This window comes from Ensifer sp. Root278, assembly GCF_001429285.1.
GTDB lineage: Bacteria > Pseudomonadota > Alphaproteobacteria > Rhizobiales > Rhizobiaceae > Ensifer.
On sequence record NZ_LMJJ01000012.1, the window covers coordinates 275,098 to 297,588 of the forward strand.

General features: G+C 63.4%; 19 protein-coding genes. 9 read left to right on the forward strand and 10 right to left on the reverse strand.

Going from position 1 to position 22,491, the window contains the following annotated elements; genetic code table 11:
- Window positions 1–60 precede the first annotated feature (60 nt).
- The 5 genes from ASE60_RS12845 (at window position 61) to ASE60_RS12865 (ending at window position 5,099) form a co-directional block, all read left to right on the forward strand.
- Window positions 61–831 carry an SDR family oxidoreductase gene (locus ASE60_RS12845; protein ID WP_057251097.1) on the forward strand — a complete coding sequence of 257 codons (771 nt, stop codon included), beginning with the start codon at window positions 61–63 and terminating at the stop codon, window positions 829–831.
- Entirely contained in the window at window positions 831–1,748 is a 918-nt protein-coding gene (locus ASE60_RS12850) for a 2-dehydro-3-deoxygalactonokinase (RefSeq protein WP_057250831.1), read from the forward strand. Before ASE60_RS12845 ends, ASE60_RS12850 begins: the two co-directional genes overlap by 1 nt.
- Window positions 1,749–1,763: 15 nt before the next feature.
- Window positions 1,764–2,399: a 2-dehydro-3-deoxy-6-phosphogalactonate aldolase gene (locus ASE60_RS12855; protein WP_057250833.1), complete on the forward strand. Its 636-nt coding sequence runs from the start codon at window positions 1,764–1,766 to the stop codon at window positions 2,397–2,399.
- A complete protein-coding gene (locus tag ASE60_RS12860; protein ID WP_057250835.1) occupies window positions 2,399–3,283 on the forward strand; it encodes an SMP-30/gluconolactonase/LRE family protein in 885 nt (294 codons plus the stop codon). The genes ASE60_RS12855 and ASE60_RS12860 overlap by 1 nt, the downstream gene beginning before the upstream one ends.
- Window positions 3,284–3,374: 91 nt before the next feature.
- Complete coding sequence (locus tag ASE60_RS12865; protein ID WP_057250837.1) at window positions 3,375–5,099, forward strand: IlvD/Edd family dehydratase; 1,725 nt, start codon at window positions 3,375–3,377, stop codon at window positions 5,097–5,099.
- 65 nt (window positions 5,100–5,164) lie between these two features.
- On the opposite strand, the gene ASE60_RS12870 is transcribed toward ASE60_RS12865, so the two are convergent.
- Complete coding sequence (locus ASE60_RS12870) at window positions 5,165–6,268, reverse strand: hypothetical protein (RefSeq protein WP_057250839.1); 1,104 nt, start codon at window positions 6,266–6,268, stop codon at window positions 5,165–5,167.
- Between the two features lie 361 nt (window positions 6,269–6,629).
- Between ASE60_RS12870 and ASE60_RS12875 the strand changes: the two genes are divergently transcribed.
- A complete protein-coding gene (locus ASE60_RS12875) occupies window positions 6,630–7,238 on the forward strand; it encodes a PRC-barrel domain-containing protein (RefSeq protein ID WP_057250841.1) in 609 nt (202 codons plus the stop codon).
- 66 nt (window positions 7,239–7,304) lie between these two features.
- Here the strand turns inward: ASE60_RS12875 and ASE60_RS12880 are convergent, their stop codons facing one another.
- Together ASE60_RS12880 and ASE60_RS12885 are read right to left on the reverse strand one after the other, a co-directional pair.
- On the reverse strand, window positions 7,305–9,368 hold the full coding sequence (locus ASE60_RS12880) for an NADH:flavin oxidoreductase (RefSeq protein ID WP_057250843.1): 2,064 nt from the start codon (window positions 9,366–9,368) through the stop codon (window positions 7,305–7,307).
- Window positions 9,369–9,407: 39 nt separating this feature from the next.
- Window positions 9,408–10,958 (reverse strand): trimethylamine methyltransferase family protein, encoded by a 1,551-nt coding sequence (locus tag ASE60_RS12885; protein WP_057250845.1) that lies wholly within the window; start codon window positions 10,956–10,958, stop codon window positions 9,408–9,410.
- A 92-nt stretch (window positions 10,959–11,050) separates the two neighbouring features.
- On the opposite strand from ASE60_RS12885, the gene ASE60_RS12890 reads away from it, so the two are divergent.
- Window positions 11,051–11,989: a LysR substrate-binding domain-containing protein gene (locus tag ASE60_RS12890; RefSeq protein ID WP_057250847.1), complete on the forward strand. Its 939-nt coding sequence runs from the start codon at window positions 11,051–11,053 to the stop codon at window positions 11,987–11,989.
- Between the two features lie 5 nt (window positions 11,990–11,994).
- On the opposite strand, the gene ASE60_RS12895 is transcribed toward ASE60_RS12890, so the two are convergent.
- Together ASE60_RS12895 and ASE60_RS12900 are read right to left on the reverse strand one after the other, a co-directional pair.
- Window positions 11,995–13,302 (reverse strand): EAL domain-containing protein, encoded by a 1,308-nt coding sequence (locus tag ASE60_RS12895; protein ID WP_057251098.1) that lies wholly within the window; start codon window positions 13,300–13,302, stop codon window positions 11,995–11,997.
- A gap of 310 nt (window positions 13,303–13,612) precedes the next feature.
- On the reverse strand, window positions 13,613–15,337 hold the full coding sequence (locus ASE60_RS12900) for a response regulator (RefSeq protein WP_057250849.1): 1,725 nt from the start codon (window positions 15,335–15,337) through the stop codon (window positions 13,613–13,615).
- A gap of 378 nt (window positions 15,338–15,715) precedes the next feature.
- Here ASE60_RS12900 and mutL point away from each other — a divergent pair, with 378 nt between their 5' ends.
- Together mutL and ASE60_RS12910 are read left to right on the forward strand one after the other, a co-directional pair.
- Window positions 15,716–17,527 (forward strand): DNA mismatch repair endonuclease MutL, encoded by a 1,812-nt coding sequence (gene mutL / locus ASE60_RS12905; protein ID WP_057250850.1) that lies wholly within the window; start codon window positions 15,716–15,718, stop codon window positions 17,525–17,527.
- Window positions 17,528–17,616: 89 nt separating this feature from the next.
- Window positions 17,617–17,850, forward strand: a complete 234-nt coding sequence (locus ASE60_RS12910; RefSeq protein ID WP_057250852.1) for a DUF2093 domain-containing protein — start codon at window positions 17,617–17,619, stop codon at window positions 17,848–17,850.
- A 34-nt stretch (window positions 17,851–17,884) separates the two neighbouring features.
- Here the strand turns inward: ASE60_RS12910 and lpxK are convergent, their stop codons facing one another.
- From lpxK to ASE60_RS12935, 5 genes are all read right to left on the reverse strand, one after another.
- The gene (gene lpxK, locus ASE60_RS12915) at window positions 17,885–18,925 is read right to left on the reverse strand and encodes a tetraacyldisaccharide 4'-kinase (RefSeq protein WP_057250854.1); all 1,041 of its coding nucleotides are present in this window, start codon (window positions 18,923–18,925) and stop codon (window positions 17,885–17,887) included.
- A gap of 311 nt (window positions 18,926–19,236) precedes the next feature.
- Window positions 19,237–19,941: an HAD family hydrolase gene (locus tag ASE60_RS12920; protein ID WP_057250856.1), complete on the reverse strand. Its 705-nt coding sequence runs from the start codon at window positions 19,939–19,941 to the stop codon at window positions 19,237–19,239.
- 25 nt (window positions 19,942–19,966) lie between these two features.
- Complete coding sequence (gene waaA, locus ASE60_RS12925; protein ID WP_057250858.1) at window positions 19,967–21,280, reverse strand: lipid IV(A) 3-deoxy-D-manno-octulosonic acid transferase; 1,314 nt, start codon at window positions 21,278–21,280, stop codon at window positions 19,967–19,969.
- Window positions 21,281–21,371: 91 nt separating this feature from the next.
- Complete coding sequence (locus ASE60_RS12930; RefSeq protein ID WP_057250859.1) at window positions 21,372–21,608, reverse strand: DUF4170 domain-containing protein; 237 nt, start codon at window positions 21,606–21,608, stop codon at window positions 21,372–21,374.
- A 59-nt stretch (window positions 21,609–21,667) separates the two neighbouring features.
- Window positions 21,668–22,483: a 3'(2'),5'-bisphosphate nucleotidase CysQ gene (locus ASE60_RS12935; RefSeq protein WP_057250860.1), complete on the reverse strand. Its 816-nt coding sequence runs from the start codon at window positions 22,481–22,483 to the stop codon at window positions 21,668–21,670.
- Between the last annotated feature and the right edge of the window lie 8 nt (window positions 22,484–22,491).

The following is a 22,491-nucleotide window of genomic DNA, read 5'->3' on the forward strand; positions in this document are numbered from 1 at the left end:
AAGTTCCAAATAATGGAACAAGTCATAGGCTTAGAACGGTCTTACGAGGGAATGCGGGACATGCCGGCGCCCAAGGCACAATTTCACGATTTGCGCGACCGCTGCGTGCTGGTAACCGGCGGCGGCTCGGGCATCGGCGCGGCCCTGGTCGAGGGTTTCGTGCGCCAGGGCGCGCGGGTCGCCTTCGCCGATATCGACGAGCGGGCAAGTGCCGAGCTCGTCGAACGGCTTGCTGATCAAACGGGCTACAAGCCGCATTTCATCCCCGGCGACCTGCGCGATATCGAAGCGGTGCGTCATACGGCGGAAGCGGCGGCGGCATCGCTCGGTGCGATCCATGTGCTCGTCAACAATGCGGCGCGCGATGATCGCCAGGCATTGGAAGCCGTGACTGAAGAGATCTGGGACGAAAGCCAGGCGGTCAATCTCAGGCACCTCTTCTTCATGAGCCAGTCGATCGTGCCACACATGCGGCAAGCGGGCGGCGGCTCGATCGTCAATTTCTCCTCGATCGCCTTTCTGCTCAACATGGGCGAGATTCCAGCCTATGCCACGGCGAAGGCCGGTATCGTCGGTCTGACCAAATCGCTCGCCGGCAGGCTCGGGCCCGACAATATCCGCGTCAACGCAATCCTGCCCGGCATGATCGTCACCGAACGGCAGAAGCGGCTGTGGCTGAACGACGTGGCGATCGCCGAGATGCAGGAAAGGCAGTGCCTGAAACGCAGCCTAACCGCCGACGATCTCGTCGGGCCCTGCCTTTACCTCGCGTCGGACTGCTCCGCGGGCATGACGGCGCAAACAATGATCATCGATGGAGGCGCACTGTGATGACGGCAGCCTATTATGCGGCAGTCGACTGGGGAACGACGAGTTTCCGACTGTGGATCATCGGCGAGGATGGCTCGGTGCTTGCCGAACGCCGCAGCGGCGAAGGCATGACGACCGCCAGCAAGGCCGGTTTCCACACGATCCTGGAACGCCACCTCGCTGCCGTCGACGCGCCGAGCCACCTGCCGGCGATCATCTGCGGCATGGCCGGCGCCAAGCAGGGCTGGGTCGAGGCCGGCTATATTGATACCCCCGCGGCCCTTGCCGACATCGCTTCCCATGCGGTTGCGGTGCCGGATCGCGATCGTGACATCCGCATCCTGCCGGGTCTCGCGCAACGCGACATGCGGCACCCGGACGTCATGCGCGGCGAGGAGACGCAATTGCTCGGCGCTGCCGGCGAACTCGGCCGCGGCCGACACCTCGTCTGCATGCCGGGCACGCACAGCAAATGGGTTCGCCTCGAAGACGGCGCCGTTAGCGGCTTTTCCACTTTCATGACCGGCGAACTGTTCGACGTGATTTCGAAGCACTCGATCCTCAGCCACTCGATCGCAGATGCCCATGCGTTTTCCGGCGATCACCCTGCCTTCGCGGCGGCGGTAGCCGAGGCACGCACCAATCCCGCCTTGGGGACCAGCTTGGTCTTCGGCGCGCGCGCCGGACAATTGCTGCACGGCGCCAGTGCGACCGACGCCAAGGCCTTGTTGTCGGGCACGTTGATCGGCCTTGAGATCGCCGGCGCGCTGGCGTCAGCCAAGACGATCGACAGCATCTGCCTCGTGGCCTCCGGTTCACTCGGTACACTTTATCAAGCCGCGCTTGAAAGCCTCGACCGCCCGCTTCGGGTCGTCGACGCCGACACGGCAGTCCGCGCCGGCCTTTCGACCGCCGCCCAGGCGATCTGGCCTCTCTGAACGAAAGACAAGCTCATGACCCGCATTCCCTTCCCGCCGATGAAGTACCCGCTGATCGCGATCCTGCGTGGCCTCAAGCCCGAGGAGACCGAAGGCGTCGTCGGGGCGCTGATCGAAACCGGCTTCACTGCGATCGAGATCCCGCTGAACTCCCCCGATCCGTTCCGCTCGATCGAGACGGCGGTGAAAATGGCACCGGAAAATTGCCTGATCGGCGCCGGCACGGTGCTGACGACGGCACAGGTGGAGCAGCTTGCCGATGTCGGGGGCCAATTGATGGTCAGCCCGAACGTCGAACCGGCGGTGATTTCGCTTGCGGCACAGAAGGGCATGGTTACCATGCCCGGCGTGCTCACCCCGACCGAGGCGCTTTCGGCCGCGGCAGCGGGCGCGACCGGCCTCAAGTTCTTCCCGGCAAGCGTGCTCGGGCCATCGGGCATTACCGCGATCCGCGCGATCCTGCCGCCCGACCTCGAGATTGCCGCCGTCGGTGGCGTTTCCGATGCCAACTTCGGCGACTACGCCAAGGCCGGCATTCGCAGCTTCGGCCTCGGCTCGAGCCTCTACAAGCCGGGCATGAGCGGCGCCGAAGTCCGCGAACGCGCCGTCGCAACGATCAAGGCCTATGACGCCGTCTACGGAGCACGCTGATGAGCGATACCATTCCTTTTTCCGGCAGCATCCTTTGCGAATCGCCCTCGATTCTCGGGGAAGGCCCGACCTATGACCCCGTCAGCGGCACCGCCTGGTGGTTCAACATCAAGGGCCAGGAACTGCATGAGCTACATCTCGAAACCGGCCGCAAGACTGTACATAACCTGCCATTCCTCGGCAGCGTGCTTGCCGTCATCGATCCATCCCGGCAACTGATTGCCTCCGATCAGGGGCTTTTCCTCAGGGATACGCAGACAGGCACCTTCAGCCTCCTGACCACGCTTGAGGACAAGCCCGGCAATCGCTCGAACGACGGCCGCGTGCACGCTTCCGGTTCGCTGTGGATCGGCACCATGGGCCGCAGCGCCGAGAAGGGCGCCGGCGCGATCTATCACGTCGCCGGCACGAAGGTGACGAAGCTCTACGACAGGATCACCATTCCCAACAGCATCTGCTTTTCGCCGGATGGGACCATCGCCTACTTCGTCGACACCGACATCAACCACCTGATGCGCGTCGATATCGATGCCGAGACCGGGCTGCCGAAGGGTGAACCTAGCCTGCTAGTCGACAGTAGTGGCGAAGCCGGCGGCATCGACGGCTCCGTGTGCGATGCCGATGGTCTGATATGGAATGCCCGCTGGGGCAGCGGCACGGTCGATGTCTACAGGCCCGACGGTGCGCGGATCGCGCGCTATGCGATGCCGACAACGCAGCCGAGCTGCACGGCCTTCATCGGGCCGAGGGCCGACCGCCTGCTGGTGACATCCGCCTGGCAGGACCTGGACGAGGCAGCGCGTGCGGCCGATCCGCATGCCGGCAAGACCTTCGATCTCGGCATCAGCGTCAAGGGCCGGTTTGAGCCATCGTTCCGCCTCTGAGCGGAAGCGCGACTAACCTCTTGGCGAAGCGCCAATAAAAAGTCATACAATTCGGCCACGCGTTTCATCGCATGGTGAGGAGGAAGCTCGCATGAGCGAAAAGAAGAAAGAACTGCGCAGCCGTCACTGGTACGGCGGCACCGACAAGGATGGATTTATCCATCGCTCCTGGATGAAGAACCAGGGATTTCCGGACCACGTTTTCGACGGCCGTCCGATTATCGGTATCTGCAACACCTGGTCCGAGCTGACGCCCTGCAACAGCCACCTTCGCATCCTTGCCGAAGGGGTGAAGCGCGGCGTCTGGGAAGCCGGCGGCTTCCCGGTCGAGTTCCCGGTGTCTTCGCTCGGCGAGACGCAGATGCGTCCGACCGCGATGCTCTTCCGCAACCTGCTCGCCATGGACGTCGAAGAGGCGATCCGCGCCTATGGCATCGACGGCGTGGTTCTGCTCGGCGGCTGCGACAAGACGACGCCAGGCCAGCTCATGGGTGCGGCCTCCGTCGACCTGCCGACCATCGTCGTCTCCTCCGGACCGATGCTGAACGGCAAATGGAAGGGCAAGGACATCGGCTCCGGCACGGATGTCTGGAAGTTCTCCGAGGCCGTGCGCGCCGGCGAAATGAGCATGCAGGAATTCATGGCGGCCGAAAGCGGCATGTCGCGCTCGCCGGGCGTGTGCATGACGATGGGCACCGCCACCACCATGGCCTCGATCGTCGAGGCGATGGGGCTGTCGCTGCCGACCAACGCGGCGCTTCCCGCCGTCGACGCCCGCCGCATGGCGCTGTCGCACATGACGGGCAAACGCATCGTCGAGATGGTGCATGAAGACCTGCGCCTGTCGAAGGTGCTGACCAAGAAGAATTTCGAGAACGGCATCATCGCCAATGCCGCCGTCGGCGGCTCGACAAATGCTGTCGTTCACATGCTGGCGATCGCCGGCCGTGCCGGCGTCGATCTCTGTCTCGAGGACTTCGACCGCGTCGGCAGCCAGGTTCCGTGCATCGTCAACTGCATGCCGTCGGGCAAGTATCTGATCGAAGACCTCGCCTATGCCGGCGGCCTGCCGGCGGTGATGAACCGCATCCAGCATCTGCTGCATGCCGATGCACCGACCGTCTTCGGCGTGCCGATCAGCAAGTACTGGGAAGATGTCGAGGTCTATAACGACGACGTCATCCGGCCGCTCGACAATCCGCTGCGCGCTGCAGCCGGCATCCGCGTTCTCAAGGGCAACCTTGCGCCGAACGGCGCCGTCATCAAGCCATCGGCGGCGAGCGAGCATCTGCTCGTTCATGAAGGCCCGGCCTATGTCTTCGAAACGATCGAGGAACTGAAGGCGAAGATCGACGATCCGGATCTGCCGGTGACCGAGGATACCATTCTCGTGCTCAAGGGCTGCGGACCGAAAGGCTATCCGGGCATGGCCGAGGTCGGCAACATGCCGATCCCGCGGCGGCTGGTGGAAAAAGGCGTGCGCGACATGGTGCGCGTTTCGGACGCCCGCATGTCGGGCACCGCCTTCGGCACCGTGGTCTTGCATGTCAGCCCGGAATCGAATGCCGGCGGGCCGCTTGCCATCGTCAAAACCGGCGATCGCATCCGCCTCGACGCGATGAAGGGCGAACTCAACCTGATGATCAGCGAGGAAGAGTTTGCGACGCGCATGGCCGCCTGGCAGGCGCCGCCGCAGAAATGGACGCGCGGCTACTACAAGCTCTACCAGGATACGGTGCTGCAGGCCGACAAGGGCGCAGACCTGGATTTCCTCGTCGGTGGCAGCGGCAGCGAGGTCCTGCGCGAAAGCCACTGACGACGACGCGTCGCAACGGTAATTCGCGAAGTGTTCAGATACCCCGCCACTCCGGCGGGGTATTTTTATCCGGCGAGCGGATGCGAATTGAAGGGGCGTGTTGCTGCCGATGCCGTGACGGGCGAACGCAGACGCGACCAGGTCTGAACGCCGTAAAGCGCCAGGCCAAGGGCAATGAAGAACTCCTTGTATTCGGTCGGGTCCCAGAGCCGAACGAGCAGTGAAGCCTGCAGGATAAACAGCTCCTGGATGGCAACGATCAGGACGGCGCCGATCGTCAGCACGATGAACTCGCGCCAGTGACCCGCCTTCAGTGCGATATCCGCAATCACCAGCAGCATGATCACGGTCATCATCACCATCATCTGCGTCGGCAGCATGCTCCAGTTGTCGCTGTTGAAGGCGGCCATAGGCGCGCTTGCCACCAGCACGAGCACGCCCGGCGCGAAGGCGTCGAGCCGGCCAAGGCTCGCGCCCTTGCGAAGATGGAGCCAAATGAAGGGCGCAAGCGTCAGCAGCACGAAACTGCCGGTGTAGTAGAGCAACTCGGAAAAGCCGGTTGAAATGTTGTGCAGGTTCAATTCCTGCTGCTTGTTGGCGGCCATCAGCCCTTCCGGCGTGGAGATGCCGAAGATGCGCTGCATCCAGGATATCTCCTCCATGCCAATCACGAAGAAGCCGGCGCTTAGAAGGGCCGCGGCGCTTGCGGCGATCCACGCAAGCCGCGTTCCCCCGGCGAGGGCTGCACGAAGCTGCCCCGTGGCCGCTGCGGCAAGGAACCCGCTGGCGATGAAGATCAGCAGGGCGGACGACCACTCAACCAGGCCGTCTTCGCGCGCCAGGACACTGAAGACGTTCGCATCGATCGCGAAGATCAGTGCCATGAGCGTCACAAGCGTCCATGTCGCCACGCAGATCCACAGCTCGCGACGCGAGGCCAGCCGGAGCACCGGCTCTCCGAGCCTGGAGACATCGCGGGTGAACCCCTGAACCGCGGCGAGCGACAGGCTGAGCGCGACCCAGGCATGCCAGAGGTTATAGGGCTGAACCTGAGGCGCACGCTCGGAAAAATAGCGAGCGCCGAAAAGGTTGCGCTCGATGGAAACGAGCGCGGCCATCGCCAGGACAGACAGGAGGGAGACCGAAAGAAAGCGCCGCGGCAGAAACATGGTGATGTCGTCCAGGATGACAGGACGAAGCAGCTCTGCGTTCTATATCCTGTGTTCCGGGAAGTATCTGCAAGAACAATCAAGAATCCGTCAACGAATAGAAGACCATTATAAACCTCTAAAATACATGAGTGCAGAATATAAAGACAACTCCCGTGAAAAATTGGCCGGTAATCTCCCGCTAAGTTCCAAAGGACATCGGGGATGAACGCAAGTGCGGCCTTACCCATTGAGATTTTGACTGTTTTTCCGGAACCGTTTGGGAGCTTAGGCGTTGACGTCATATCACCGGTGCGGTGGATCTGGCGACAGCAGCCAGGCCCGTACCTTGATCTGAAACGTCAAGGAAAGGCAGTTTGACATGACTAAGAAACTCGTAACAACCGTCGCGGCTGGCGCGCTCTTCGCGGGTCTTGCTGTCGCCCCGGTAGCTTACACCCAGGATACGACGCAGCCTCAGCCCGACCAGACGCAGACCATGCAGCCGGCACCGACCACGGAAGCTCCGGCTAACGAAGCTCAGACGACGACGCCTCCGGCTGCAGGTGAAGCACCTGCCGACGTCGCGAAGTCGGATGCCACCTATCTGACCGAGCAGGCGAGCGACCAGATTGCAGCCAGCACCTATATGGGCCAGACCGTCTACAATGCCGGTGACGAGAGCATCGGTGAGATCAACGACCTGATCATCAAGAAGAATGGTGCCGTCGAGGCGGCCGTGATCGGCGTCGGTGGCTTCCTGGGTCTGGGCGAAAAGAATGTTGCGGTCCCGTTTGATCGCATCGCGATCGCCGAACAGCCCAATACGGACGCATTGAAGCTGACAACGACGGAAACCGCCGACACGCTGAAGGCGGCACCGGAGTTCAAGACAAAGGCGCAGCAGGTGGCCGAGCAGAACGCCAACCAGCCGGTTGACACCTCGACGACCTCTTCGACGGGCACGGCACCGGCTCAGCCGCAGCAGTAATCAGTATCAGGCTGTCTTCAGTGCACCTACAGAGAGCGGCGGTACCCATCGCCGCTCTATCCTTGTTCAAACGGGCTTTGCTCGGACGAGCACTCCATAACGAAGGGCGTCATAGATGCCCGCATGGATGTTGCGACTGGACACGGCGTCGCCGATCCGGAACATGTCGAAGCCGGCCGCGGGGTTTCGCTGCGGGATCGGGTTCTCGCCGCGAAGCAGGGCCTTGTAATCGACAGCGCCCAGATTGCGCGACAGCGGCTTCAGTTCACGATAGAGCTCATCCATCGGCAACGTACCGTGTTCGACCACGACCTGGGCCACGCGCCGTTCGACGACGGCCTTCCCCGAAAAGTCCGACCCCAGCGTCGCAATCAGCCCATTGGCATCGCGGCGGACGGATTTCAGCCGCGTGTTGATCGTGACCCGGACATTGTGCTCGGCGAAGGCGGCCGCATAGGGCACATGGTTCATGCCACCGATCTCCGGCGCGAACATGCGCTCGGGCGAAACGATCTCGAGCTCGACGCCGGCACGCGCGATCAGTTCGGCAGCCGTCATGCCGCTATGGGCACCGTTGTCGTCATAGAGCAGCACCGGGCCTTCCGGCTTCACAGCTCCGGCTATGATATCCCAGCTCGACACGACGAGGTTGTCGCCCGCATCGAGCGCAGGATTTTGCGCAATACCGCCGGTCGCCACCACGACGAGATCAGGGGCACGTTCCTCTATGTCGTCCACCCCGGCAAAGACGTTGTAGTGGATTGGAACGCCCAACCGCTCCAGCTCGGCCAGCCGCCAGTCGATGATGCCGATCAGTTCGCGGCGCCGCGGATTGCGCTGCGCCAGCAATATCTGGCCGCCGGCTGCTCCCGTCGCCTCCAGCACCTCGACCTGGTGGCCGCGCTCGGCAAGCACCCGGGCAGCTTCGAGCCCAGCCGGACCGGCGCCGACGACGACCGCCTTGCGTTTCGGCCCTTCGCTCTTCCGGATGACGTGCGGCACGATCGCCTCGCGCCCGGTGGCCGCATTGTGGATACAAAGCGCCCCGCCGCCTTCATAGATACGGTCGAGACAGTAGGTCGCGCCAACGCAGGGACGGATTTCCGCCTCCCTGCCCTCTTCGATCTTCCGGACGATATGCGGGTCGGCGATATGGGCGCGGGTCATGCCGACCATGTCGAGCTTGCCTTCGGCAATCGCGTGGCGGGCGGTCGCGACATCGGCGATGCGCGCGGCATGAAAGACCGGAAACTTCGTCGCCGCCCTCACCTCGCCGGCGAAATCGAGATGCGGCGATGCGGCCATGCCCTGGATCGGAATGACCTTGGTCAACGGCGCGTCATGATCGATATGGCCTCGAATGATGTTGAGGAAGTCGACCCTGCCGGAACCCGCCAGCCGCCGGGCGATTTCGATGCCCTCCTCCTTTGAGAGCCCCTTGTCCCAATCCTCGTCTGCGACCATGCGGATGCCGACGATGAAATCCGCGCCGACGGAGGCGCGGATTGCGTCGAGCACCATGTTGGTGAACCGCAGCCGGTTGTCGAGCGAGCCGCCGAAATCGTCGTCACGATGGTTCGTCGCCGGTGACCAGAAGCCATCCATCAGGTGGCCGTAGGCCTCGAGCTCGATGCCGTCGAGGCCGGCGGCCTGCATGCGCGCGGCGGCCGCCGCATAGTCGCCGACGATACGCTCGATATCCCAGTCCTCGATCTCCTTGGGAAAGGAGCGGTGCGCGGCTTCACGCACCGGCGATGCGGAGAGAACTGGCAGCCAGTCACCCTTGTTCCAGCCGGTGCGGCGCCCGAGATGGGTAAGCTGGATCATCACCGCGCAATCATGCTCATGACAGTCGTCGGCGATCTTCTTCAGCCACGGCACGATCTCGTCCGAATAGGCGTAGAGATTGCCGAAGGCCGGCGGCGAATCCTCAGACACGATCGCCGAGCCCGCGGTCATCGTCAGCGCCATGCCGCCCTTGGCCTTTTCCAGGTGATAAAGCCGGTAGCGATCCTTCGGCATGCCGTCTTCGGAATAGGCCGGCTCGTGCGCCGTCGACATGATCCGGTTCTTGAGCGTCAGATGCTTGAGGCGATAGGGCTGGAGCAGCGGGTCTTTCGACGATGTCATTTCCTGTTCCTTGAAAGGCGATCGAGCATGCCGGTTTCGTCAGTACCAGGCATCCGCCATGCTCTCCTTGCGGCGCGTGACATAATCGATCAGCGCCTCGTCGAGTGCCACATCCAGCGGCGGCGCTTCGTATTCGGCAAGCGTCTTCTTCCAGGCGCGGTTGGCGCGTGTTGCCATATCGGTCTCGCCCTCCTCGACCCATTTTTCGAAAGGCTCATTGTCGGAGACAGCGGAGTCCCAGAAGGCCGTCTGGTAGTTGCGCATGGTGTGGTCGCAGCCGAGGAAGTGGCTGCCGGGACCGACCTGCAGGAAAGCGTCCATCGCCAACGTGTTATCGTCGACGACGACGCCGGCGAGATAGGAATGCAGGGCGCCGCAGAAATCCGTGTCCATGACGAACTTCTCGTAGGACATGGCGAGCAGCCCATCGACGAAACCGGCCGAGTGCAGGATGAAATTGGCGCCGCAGTGCACCGCCGACAGCATCGACATCGCGCCTTCCTGCATCGCCTGGGCATCGGGCAGCTTCGAATTGGAGAAGTTGCCGGCGCAGCGCAGCGGCAGGCCGAGCCGGCGCGCAAGCTGACCGACGACCATGCTGCCGATCGCCGGCTCCGGCGTGCCGAAGGTCGGCGAACCCGAACGCAGCGACATCGACGACAGGAAATTACCGAAAATCACCGGTGCGCCCTTGCGTTCGAGCTGGGTCAGCGCGCAGCCGGCGAGCGTTTCGGCATAGGACTGGGCGATGGCGCCGGCATTGGTGACAGGTCCCATGGCGCCGCCCAGAATAAAGGGCACGATGACCGCCGCCTGGTTTGCGCGCGCATAGGCGCGCAACGACTTCGTCATCGTCCCGTCCCAGACCAGCGGCGAGTTGACGTTGACATTGCCGAGGATGACGCAGTTGCGGTCGACGAAATCGCGGCCGAAAAGAATGCGCGTCATCTCGATGGAATCTTCCGCCCGCTCTTCGGCGGTGATCGAGCCCATGAAGGCGCGATCGGAATACTTGATGTGGCTGTAGACCATGTCGAGATGGCGCTTGTTGACCGGCACATCGACCGGCTCGCAGATCGTGCCGCCGGAATGGTGCAGCCAGGGGCTCGACTGCGCCAGCTTGACCAGGTTGCGAAAGTCCTCGATCGTGCCGTAGCGCCGGCCCTTGTCGAGATCCATGACGAAGGGCGACCCATAGGCCGGGGAGAAGACGACGTTGTTGCCGCCGATCTCGACATTGCGGGCCGGATTGCGGGCGTGTTGGGTGAACTGCCGTGGTGCCGACGCGACGATTTGCTTGAGCATACCGGGCTCGAAGGTTACGCGCACGCCATCAATCCTGGCGCCGGCCCGCTTCCAATGGTCGAGCGCCTCAGGGTCGTCGCGGAACTCGATGCCAACCTCGGCAAGGATACGATCGGCGACCGCCTCGATACGCAGCAGGCTCTCCTCGCCGAGGATATCGTAGGTCGGGATGTTGCGGACGATGTAGGGAACGCCGAGGCTCCGGCCCGCGCCTTCGCGCCGTTGCGGTCTTGAGCCTCGCGTCCGTCTCGGTGCCGCCTCGCCTGCTGCCAGTACTGTGTCCATTCTCACATCCTCCCATCACCTGAAATGATGCTATTGGTGAAAAATTCCATTGTAACGCTGGAAAAATTCGAGCCATGCGATAAGCATTATTTATGGAAAACCTGCGCCGCCTGCTTCCCTCCGCCGCCAGCCTCATCGTTTTCGAGGCCGCCGGCCGTCACCAGAACTTCACCCGAGCCGCCAGCGAGCTCGGCATGACGCAGGCTGCCGTCTCCTATGCCATCCGCGGCCTCGAAGACCAGTTGGGCGTGCCGCTGTTTCACCGTGTGCATCGGGCGGTGGAACTAACCGAGGCGGGGGAGAAATTTCACGCCGACGTGTCGGTCGGTCTGTCGCGCATTCAGAAGTCGGCCGAGGACATCCGCGCCAAGGGCCGCGAAACCAACGTGACGCTTGCGGCGTCGACCGCCTTTGCCTCGATGTGGATGCTGCCGCGCCTCAACCGCATGCGGGAGGATCTGCCGGAGATCGACCTCCGCATCCAGACGAGCGTGCGCGATCTCGATCTTGAGGAGGAACCGATCCCGCTCGGCATCCGCGGCGGCGACCCCGGCCACTGGCCGCGCTATCATGCCGCCCAGCTCGCCGAGGAGGTCGTCAACGCCGTCGCAACGCCGGCCTATATCGAGGAGCACGGGCTGCCGGGGACCGCAGCCGACCTGCAGCGGCACAACCTCATTCATCTCGAGGAACCGGTGCGACGGGCCTGCGACTGGACCGAATGGTTTGCGAGCGCCGGCCTCACCTATCCCAAGCAGGCACGCCGCCTGACGATCAACGATTATGTTCTGGTCATGCAGGCGGTGCTCGCGGGCGAAGGCGTGGCGCTCGGCTGGGAACACCTGATCAACCCGCAGATCCGCTCCGGCGCCCTGATGCCGGTCGCCGGACACGTGCTCAAGACCGGTCTCGCCTTTTATGTCGTCTGGCCGCGGTCACGCGAACTCAACGCCCAGGCAAAACGGGTCCGCGACTGGTTGTTGGAAGAGGGGCGGCGGGATCGCGTGGCGCTCTCGGGAACCGGTGAATAGACCGATCAGGCCTGGACCGAAACACCGCTATAACGATCGGAAAGGTACCGCATCGTCGCCACGGCATCGGCCGGTTTTCCATAGAAGTAGCCCTGCCCGAGGCCGCAACCGAGCGCCTTCAGCTTCAAGGCTTCGGAAAAGTCCTCGATGCCTTCAGCGACGACTTCCAGTTCGAGGCCCTCGCACATCGAGACGATCGCCTTGATGATGTGTTCCGAAGCACGGTCGGCGGAAATGCGCGAGACGAAGGCGCGATCGATCTTGACCTTGTCGAAAGAAAAATCGCGAAGGCGACCCAGGCTCGACTGCCCGGTGCCGAAGTCGTCGAGCGAGACGCGCACGCCGGCGGCACGCAGTTCCGCAACGATCTTCTGGGCGATGTCGGCATCGGCCATGACAGCCGTCTCGGTGATCTCCAGTTCCAATCGCCTGGGATCGAGGCCGATCTGATGGATGATCGACAGCAACCGGTGGCTGGTCGCCGGATCCATGAGCTGCGCCGAGGAGAGATTGAAGGAGAGGAAAAGCTCCTTCGGCCAGGAGAGCGCCGCATGCGCCGCCTTGCGCAACAGCACTTCAGCGAGAGATTCGATAAACCCGCGCTCCTCGGCCAGCGGCACGAAAACAGCCGGGGAAACATAGCCGAGATCGGCGTCGCACCAGCGCGCCAGGGCTTCGAAACCGACGACTGCATCATTGCGCAGATCGACGATCGGCTGGAAATGCACGTCGACCTCATTGGCGATGATGGCATTGCGCAGCGCCTGCTCGAGCTGCGTTGCGCGCTTCATTTCCTGAGCGATTTCCTGCGAATAGACGGTGATCTGGCCACGGCCGCGCCGCTTCGAACGATAGAGTGCTGTATCTGCGCTCTTCAGCAGATCCTCGAACACTTCTCCGGCAAAGGGGTAGACCGCAAATCCGAAGGACGCGGACAGACGCACATGGCGGTCGCCGAGATCGAAGGGCGCCGACAGCACCTCCTTCAACATCTGCCCGACCTTCTCCGCCCCCTTGCGCTCGAAGACGAGCGGCAGGACGAAGGCGAACTCGTCACTTTCCGAACGGGTGATCGTCGCCCCCTCGGGCGCGCAGGCTTTCAGCCGGTAGGCCACCTGGCAGAGGATCTCGTCACCAGCCGCCGGCCCGAACAGGTCATTGATCGGCTTGAAACCATCGATATTGGCAAGGCCGATGGTGAAGGGCGCGGGATCGCTTGCACGCTCCCTGGCGAGATCCAGCACGGTCTGGCGCAGGCAGCGGGAATTACCGAGCCCCGTCAATAGATCGACGTTGCCCGTCACGGCGGGCATCTCGAGGCCGATGCGATGATAGGGGGTCTCAACCGCCGTCATTGCCGCGTCTCCGCAGCTCGGTCAGCAGTATGCGGGCGACGACGCTCCGCTGCCGGCGAAACCGAACGCCACGGCGCGAACCGGCAATGTCGTTCCGACACGGTCCGGACATGGGCAACGGGATGGGCGCAATGCATTCGGGCGGGCTCTACACTTTAACGGCAATTCGGTGCAGACGATCGCAATCGGCGGTTAACAATCCGATATCGCTCTGCTCCTAGATCTGCCATTAGCCTCCCCAATTCTAGCGAGTTGACACGTCTTTCATTCAACCTGCCGTTCGCATCGCCTTTGCCGGCATGAATTTTCTAAGCACCGCCTCGATCATGTCGGGGCTCACGGGCTTCATGATATGGTCGTCCATGCCCGATGCCTTGCACTGCTGCAGGTCGATATCCAGCGCCTGCGCGGTGACCGCGATGATCGGCGTTTTCTGCCCTCTGGTATTTTCTGCCGACCGGATGGCGACCGTGGCATCGAAGCCGTTCATGATCGGCATCGAGACGTCCATCAGCACCAGAGCCGGTTGCAGTTCATGCCAGAGCTCGACGGCCTCGCGGCCGTTGGCGGCGATCCGATGCGAGACGCCGAGCCCCTCCAGGATTTGCGTGAACACGAACTGGTTGATCTGATTGTCTTCGGCAACGAGCACGTCGACCTGTGGCGTCGGCGGAGGTGCAGCAATCCCCTCGCCTTCAAACGACAACGACCAATCGGGCTGCAGCGTCGGAGACGCCGTAGTCCGCTCGGAGCAGACGCGGAACACTTCGGCCAGCACCGCAGCGCCGTCCTGCTGCGCGGAAAGCGGCAGGACCGGGCAATGACGCCAGGCCGAAACGATCTGCTGTCTCTCGGAAAACGCCAGGTCGAGAAGCAGGACATCGAGCTTGATGCCGGCGTCCTCGACCGCATGTCCGAAGGCACGAAGCTCACCCGCATCGCGAACAGCGCAGGCGTCGAGCCCAGAGCCACGCAGACGCCCGACGAGCCGGTCTTCCATCGCCCGGTCGGTCGTGGCAACCAGGACACGAAGACCGCGGGCCGGCAAGGTCTCGATCATCGATCCCGCTTCCACGAGTTGCTGGACATTCAGCGCCCGGAACGGGTCGTAGAAATTCTGCGCCGCCGCGAAGATGCTGTAATCGCGGATCTGCAGGCCAACTTCGGCCGGAGGTTCATCGCTACTCTGATGCAAGAGGGCGATATCGGTGACGTCGTTCATGCAGGTCACGACGAAATGACGGCCGGGCATGCCGACGCGGTACTTGCGCGTGAGCACCCAGAGATCGCTGCCATCGGCGCGCACGATGTGCTCGGCCTGCGAGTATGGCTTGCCGGTCTCGAGCACCATGCGGTCGGACTGCTCGAAACGTTCGGCAAGCTCGCTTTCGACCAGATCCCAGGCGGAACGGCCGAGAATGGCATCCTGCTGCAGATCATGGATCAGGCAGAAGGCCTTGTTGACGGCGATATAGTTGAGGTTGCGATCCTTGACGCAGATCGGATTGGGCTGGGCATCGAGGATCTGTTCGGTCAGCTCGACGCGCTCCAGGTCCGTCTGAAGCTGCTCGTCGCGCTTCTTCTGATCGGAAACGTCACTGATCGACAGGATGCCGATGCCGCTCGATAGCCGACGCTTGCGCATCGAAACCCAGCGGGTACGGCCGGCGCGCTCGACGCTTTCGTAACGTTCGCGCCAGTGCAGCGCCATATGCTCGGCAATCCAGTCCTCGCGATTGGTGCGGCGGCGGCTGCTTTCCGGAACGGTGCCCGGGCGAACGCCGGTGTCATAAACGGCGCCGAGAAAATCTCGCAGACGCGTGCCCGGCATCAGGATTTCCGACGGCACAGGGAAGAACTGCAGCATCGTGCGGCTGGCAAAGAGAATGGTGTCGTCTCGACTGCAGACAAGCACAGCGATGCCGAGTGCGTCGCAGCTCGACTCCAGAATGATCCGGTTGATGTCCGCGCCGTTCGACGCCCCATCGCTCATTGCGCTGTCCTCACTCGCCTACCGCATGCTTCAATCGTCCCCGATCTGAGGAAACATGCGGCCATTCACAGTGCTACAGCGACCTCAGCGCGCCCAGTAGGACGCGCGGCGCTGCGGCGGCGGTTCATTTCGGGACATGCTGGGAAGGCCTTGGCAGGCGTCTCTTCGAGCGGCGGGAGTACGGCGTCCAGCTACGCCGCAATGCTCAAAAGACAAAACCCGTGATCATTCAGGTTGTGGTGGAAAATCGCAGCAGAGTGTTAAGGGGCGATTAAACCGCCCGCTCATTTTTCCGCAACGAAGACCGCGTTCATTTAAGGCCGCGGACGAGGCGCCATTTCCCCTTTCGTTTCCCAAGCGAATCCGGGAAAATGGGACATGGCCATCAAGCAACTTTCAGAAACCCTCATCAACCAGATCGCCGCCGGCGAAGTCATCGAACGCCCCGCCAGCGCCGCCAAGGAACTGATTGAGAACGCCCTCGACGCCGGCGCCACGCGCATCGAAATCGCGACCGCAGGCGGCGGCAAGACGCTCCTGCGCGTGACCGACAATGGCTCAGGCATGACGCCGAACGATCTCGAACTGGCGGTGCGCCGGCACTGTACGTCGAAGCTCGACGACAGCCTGTTCGACATTCGCACGCTCGGCTTTCGGGGCGAGGCGCTGCCTTCGATCGGCTCGGTCGCTCGCCTCTCGATCACCACACGCACGGTCGGCGCCACTGAAGGCGCGGTCATCGCCGTCACCGGCGGCAAGACCGATCCGGTTCGCCCGTCGCCCGCCAATACCGGCACGGTTGTCGAGGTCCGCGACCTCTTCTTCGCGACGCCGGCGCGGCTGAAATTCATGAAGTCCGAGAAGGCGGAAGCGGCGGCGATCTCCGAGATCGTACGCCGCATGGCGATCGCCTTCCCGGCGGTCCGCTTCGTGCTCTCAGGCAGCGACCGCTCGACGCTGGAATTCCCGGCGACCGGCGACGATCGTCTGGCGCGCATGGCCCAGGTGCTCGGCAAGGATTTCCGCGACAACGCGATCGAAATCGATGCGACACGCGAAGATGTCGGGCTCACCGGCTTTGCCGGCGTGCCGACCTACAATCGCGGCAACTCGCTGCAGCAATATGTCTTCGTCAATGGCCGCCCGGTGCAGGACAAGCTGTTGCTGTCGGCGATCCGGGCCGCCTATTCCGAAACGATCCCGAGCGGCCGCTATCCGGTCGCGGTGCTGTCGATCGCGCTCGACCCGGCGCTCGTCGACGTCAACGTGCATCCGGCGAAATCCGATGTGCGCTTCCGCGACCCGGGCCTCATCCGCGGGCTGATCATCGGTGCCATCCGCGAGGCGCTGACGCGCGAAGGCGACCGGGCGGCAACCACCGGCGCCAGTGGTCTGATGCGGGCCTTCCGAGCGGAGTCCTATCGGCCGCAGGCGCCGTGGACGCCGGAAACTTCGCCATCACGACCCATGCAATTCGAGACGGTGAACGGCCGCTTCTCCGAACAGCCGCAGGCGAGCTTCGCTGCCTTTGCGGCACCATCGGCACGGACTGGCGCCCCGTCCGAGCGTGAGGCAGCGGTCGCGCAACAGGAAACGCCGGCACCGCCATCCTTCCCGCTCGGCGCGGTCAGGGCGCAGCTCCATGAGAACTACATCGTCGCCCAGACGAATGACGGCCTCGTCATCGTCGACCAGCATGCCGCCCATGAGCGGCTGGTGTTCGAGGTGATGCGCACGGCGCTGCATTCACGGCCCGTCGCGGCGCAGGCTTTGCTGATCCCGGAAATCGTCGATCTGGCCGAAGACGATTGCGACCGACTGATGGCGCATGCGGCGGAGTTCGCCCGCCTTGGCCTTGCCATCGAACGCTTCGGCCCGGGGGCGATCGCCGTGCGCGAGACGCCTGCCATGCTCGGCGAAATGGATGCCGTCGGCCTGGTGCGCCAGCTTGCCGACGAACTTGCCGAATGGGACACCGCCAACGGCCTCACAAGCCGGCTCGAATATCTTGCCGCGACGATGGCCTGCCATGGATCGGTGCGCTCCGGCCGACGCATGCGCACCGAGGAAATGAACGCTTTGCTGCGGCAGATGGAGGCGACGCCCGGCTCCGGCCAATGCAACCACGGGCGGCCGACCTATATCGAGCTCAAGCTTTCCGATATTGAACGGCTGTTCGGCCGAAGCTGATCGCGCGCGGCGGCGAAATGCGGCTGGCATTTTGCCGGATGGCGAGCTAGACCAGAGAACAGACCACAGAGACGCAATAGGCAACGAACATGATGAACCGGTTTGAAGGAAGCGCGTCGCGCGAGGCGAAAATCCGTTATCTCGACGGCGACTTTCAGATCATTCTCGCCGGCTCGCATGTGATCTGCGCGATGACCGGCAAGACCATTCCCGTCGACGAGCTGCGCTACTGGAGCGTCGCCCGGCAGGAAGCCTATGTCGATGCGGAAGCCTCGCTCGAGGCGGAAAAGCGCGCCGGCGCGCTGCCGAACCAGCGCCGCTAAGGCTCAGCCCGGCTTCTCCCACACCGATAAGTGATTACTTGCTCGCGCCTTCGCGCAGCTTTCGCGCGCGCGCGGCAGCAAGTGCCGTCTCGATAATCTTCTTGGGCGCCATAGGGTCGTCGAAGCGCACGTCGATTTCGATCACGCGGCTGGCCGCGGCCAGCTCGGCGGCGCGGCCATGGCCGGGCTCGAGCCGAACCATGTCCTTGGCGGTCGTGACAAGCGTGCAGCCCAAGGCCGCCGCTCGATCGAGCAGGTCGGCGATCTCGTCGTCGGAGAAATGGTGATGATCCGGAAAGCTGCGGGTTTCCTCGACGACAGCACCGGTCTCGCGCACCGTGCGGTAGAATTTCTCCGGATCGGCGATACCGGCCCAGGCAAGGACCTTGACGCCTTTCAGCGACCCGTCGTCGAGCCTCACCACATCGGCCTCGTAGATCTGCTTTCCGGCGCGGGCTGCGCGGCGGATCAGGGCATCGGCCTCCGTGCCGCCGCCGATCTTCAGCAATGCCGTGGCGTGCCGAAGTTGATTGGGCAGCGGCGCCCGCACGGGGCCTGCCGGCACCAGATAGCCGTTGCCGATGCCGCGGCGCGAGTCGATGACCAAAAGCGCAAAGTCGAAGGCCAGACGCGCGCTCTGGAAGCCGTCGTCCATGATGATGATATCGACACCTTCCTTCGCCAGCCGGCGGGCGCCATCGACACGGCGGCGGCAGACGACGGTCAACGCCTCACGCGCCAGAAGCAGGGGCTCGTCGCCGACATCGCGCGCACGGTGATGCTCCGGATCGACGACGGTCGTCACGTCGAGCGAGCCGCCATAGCCGCGGCTTAGGAACCCGGGTTTCAACCCTTTCTGACGGATGACGCGGGCAAGCGCGATCGCGGTCGGCGTCTTGCCGGCGCCGCCGACGGTGAAGTTGCCGATGCAGATGACCGGAACCGGAACCGAGGCTCGATGGGCTCGGTCCATGCGCAGGCCGGCAATCCGGCCATATACCCATGAAAACGGCCACAACGCGCGCGCACGCCAATCCGCCTTTGTCCACCAGAATGGTGGCGCTTCCGATACCATCTTCGTTCCGTGCCCCAGCCGGTGTCGTCCATCCGCTCCGGGAGGACATATGTCGTTCTTGCCGCCGGAAGCCGGCGGATCGCCCAAAAAACGTCAGAATGTGAAAAAACGCAAGCTATGGATACGATTGCAGCGACCTGGGCCGGCGGCCGCGCGGCAGAATGGCCTGCCGACAGACAAGTGCTTCACGCTTTTCCCGGATTTGCGACTAGAGCGTCCCGCTTTCAAGCGGAATCACGTGAAAGCGGAAAGATGCTCTAGAAACAAAGTGCTAGAGCGTCCTTAGTGCGTTCATCTGAACACACGGCGCTCTAGAGGACAGCCTCAAGTTCGGTGATGTCGGCAAGGCAATGGTCCGAAGCCGCCGCGAGCGACTGGCGCGAACCGGTCCCGGTCAGCACCGCGACCGTCATGCCGACGCCGGCACTGCGGCCCATGTGCATGTCGTGATTGTTGTCGCCGACGACGACGACCTGATGCGGCTCCAAGCCTGTTGCGGCACAAAAGCCGAGCACCATGCCAGGCTCCGGCTTGACGCCGTAGCCGCTGTCATAACCCGCTACATAATGCAGGTAACCATCGAAACCGAAGCGTTTGGCGGTCTCGCGGATCGATTTTTCGTTGTCGCTGGAGGCGACCCCAAGCCGATAGCCCTTGGCATGCAGACCGGCGAAGAATGTGCCAAGATCGGTGACCGGGACGGCATATTCCGCCGAGCGCGCGAACAGGCTGTCGAACAGGGTGGTGAGATCCGCCACGGTAAAGGGCGCGCCCGCCCCCACGAAACCGGTCGCGATCTCAACCGTGTTGCCCGCCGCAAGCAGGCTGTCAGGCAGTACATGGCCGGTGTCGGCGTCCATGCCGCCCGCTTTCAGCAATACGCGGGCCAATGCCTCATCACCCTTGGCCGCAAGCCGTGCCAGCTCATAGTTCACCGGCACCCAGCTCTTTGCGTAGTCGAGCAGGGTTCCGTCCTTGTCGAACAGGATGCCGGCTATGGCCTTGGGTGCGGTCATGATGAGGGATCGTCTCCTGTTTGTGTCAGCTTTCGGTCGGGGGATTGAGACGCGCCTTGACGATGAGCGGATTGATATAGGGCTCGAGCCCCTTCATCGTCGCCGACAGAGCGCCGCGCATCTCTTGCACGGTTTCGAGGCCGGCATCGATCATCGAGCGACGCATGTCGTCGTTGGCGAGCAGATAGTTGACGCCCTTCGCCAGCATCTCGACGTCGCGCACGATCTTGGCGCTGCCGTTCTTTGCAAGCGTCTGATAAGTCTCGCGAAAATTTTGCACATTGCCGCCGGACAGGATAGCGCAGCCGAGCATCGCCGGCTCCAGCGGGTTCTGGCCGCCTTCGGCAAAGAGCGAGCGGCCGACAAAGGCGACTTCGGTCAGGCGCAGATAGAGGCCCATTTCACCGATGGTGTCGCCGAGGAAGACATCGACATCCGGCGTCAGCGGATCACGCCGCGTGCGCCGCGCGACCTTCAGGCCCTTGGCCGTCAGCGCCGCCTCGATCGCATCGCCGCGCTCGGGATGGCGCGGCACGATGATCGTCAGGAGGCCAGTCCGTTCCTTCAGCGCGCGGTGCACGACGCCGGCCGCGTTTTCCTCGCCGTCGAAGGTCGAGATCGCCGCCCAGGTCTTCCGCGTGCCGATCTGCTGCTGATACTCCTTCAGCGCCAGCGGATCATGCGGCGGCGCATCTGTGTCGACCTTCAGGTTGCCGGAGACCATGACCGGCAGTGCGCCGAGGGTGCGGAAGCGCTCCGCATCGACATCGGACTGGGCGATGACCAGCGCCAGGTTTTCGAACAGCGCGTCGGCGAGCGCCGGCCGCCGCTTCCACCGGGCGAAGGTGCGATCGGACAGACGGCCGTTCACCAGAACCTGCGGAATATGGCGCCGGCCGAGCTCCAGGATGGTCATCGGCCAGATTTCGGACTCGGCGATGATTGCGAGATCCGGCTCCCAATAGTTCAGAAACCGGCTGACCGCCGGCTTGAAATCGAGCGGAACATATTGGTGGATGACACCCGCACCGAGGCGCTGGGCGACGACGCGTGCCGAGGTCGTCGTTCCCGTCGTCAGCACGACATTGATGCCGCGCCTGCGGATTTCCTTGATCAGCGGGATGACCGCATTGGTCTCGCCGACGCTGGCGGCATGAAACCAGACGAGCGGGCCTTGCGGCCGCGGTGCGCTCGCATGGCCGTAGCGCTCGCGACGCCGAGCCGGATCCTCCTTGCCCTTCGCCGCGCGAATGGCGAGGTAGGACCAAACCAGGGGATAGATGGCCGAGCCGATCCAGCGATAGCTGGAGAGCGCCAGGCGCGCGCGAAAGCTGCTCATGACGAGACACCTTCCCCAGCCGTCTCAGCGGCGAGAAACTTAGGGGCGACTGGCATGCGGGTTTGCGCCGCGCATCCCGACCTCATCGGCATCAGCCGTTTTCCGGGTCGAGCAGACGATGCATGTGAACGATGAAATAGCGCATGTGAGCGTTGTCGACGGTCATCTGCGCCTTGGATTTCCAGGCAACGAGAGCGCTATCGTAGTCCGGGTAGATGCCGACGATATCGAGCTTGTCCAGATCGCGGAAGTGGACGTCCGTCAGCGTGGTGAGTTCACCGCCAAAGACGAGGTGCAGACGTTGTTTCTTCTCGGATTCGTGAGCCATCGGAATTCCATTTTTCTTTTTGGGTATGGGCGTTGATTTGAGGCATTCGGCCCCAAAGGTCAATGGGGCTCCATCGACCGCGATGCGGCGATCAGGCCTGGCAAGAGCGGCTTTGCCGCTGCGCAGAGAACGCCGTGAACGACGCTGGAGCGATTGTAGGACAAGGGCTGCTCGTCGAGATCGACGAGCGCGCCACCGGCCCGGGCGAGAATGAGATCGGCCGCAGCCAGATCCCAATCATGGGAATTCTTCTTCACCAGCGTACCGTCGATCCGCCCGTCGGCAACCATGGCCAGCCGATAGGCAAGCGACGGAACATGCGGCACGCGTGTGACGGTGTTGCGATAGACGGCCGGAAGCTTGCCGACCGTATCTTCGGCGGCCGCCAGATGCAGCGTTTCCCCGGCCTTCGCCTCTCGCACCGAGATCGCCGTGCCGTTCTTCAGCGCGCTACCGCCGGCAACCGCCTCGAAGAGTTCGTCAAGCGCCGGGGCATAGAGGACGCCGGCGACGGGCTTCCCCCGGTGGACGACCGCAACGCTGACGCACCAGAGCTCCTTGCCGGCGATGAAGGCACGCGTGCCGTCGATCGGATCGACGACGAAGACCGTTTCGCGGGTCAGGCGGCTGGAATCATCGTCTGTCTCTTCCGACAGCCAGCCATAGCCGGGTCTCGCTGCGAGCAGCCGCGTCTTCAGCACATCGTTTGCCGCCAGATCCGCTTCGCTGACCGGCGAGCGGCCCTCGTTCTTCCAGCGGACATCGGGCGATTTGCGAAAATAACCGAGCGCCGTTTCGCCGGCGACGACCGCCGCGGCGCGGATCAACTCGAGATCCGGCTTCCAGTCCGCGCCCGATGGTGCTGTGTCGAACATTCAAAACC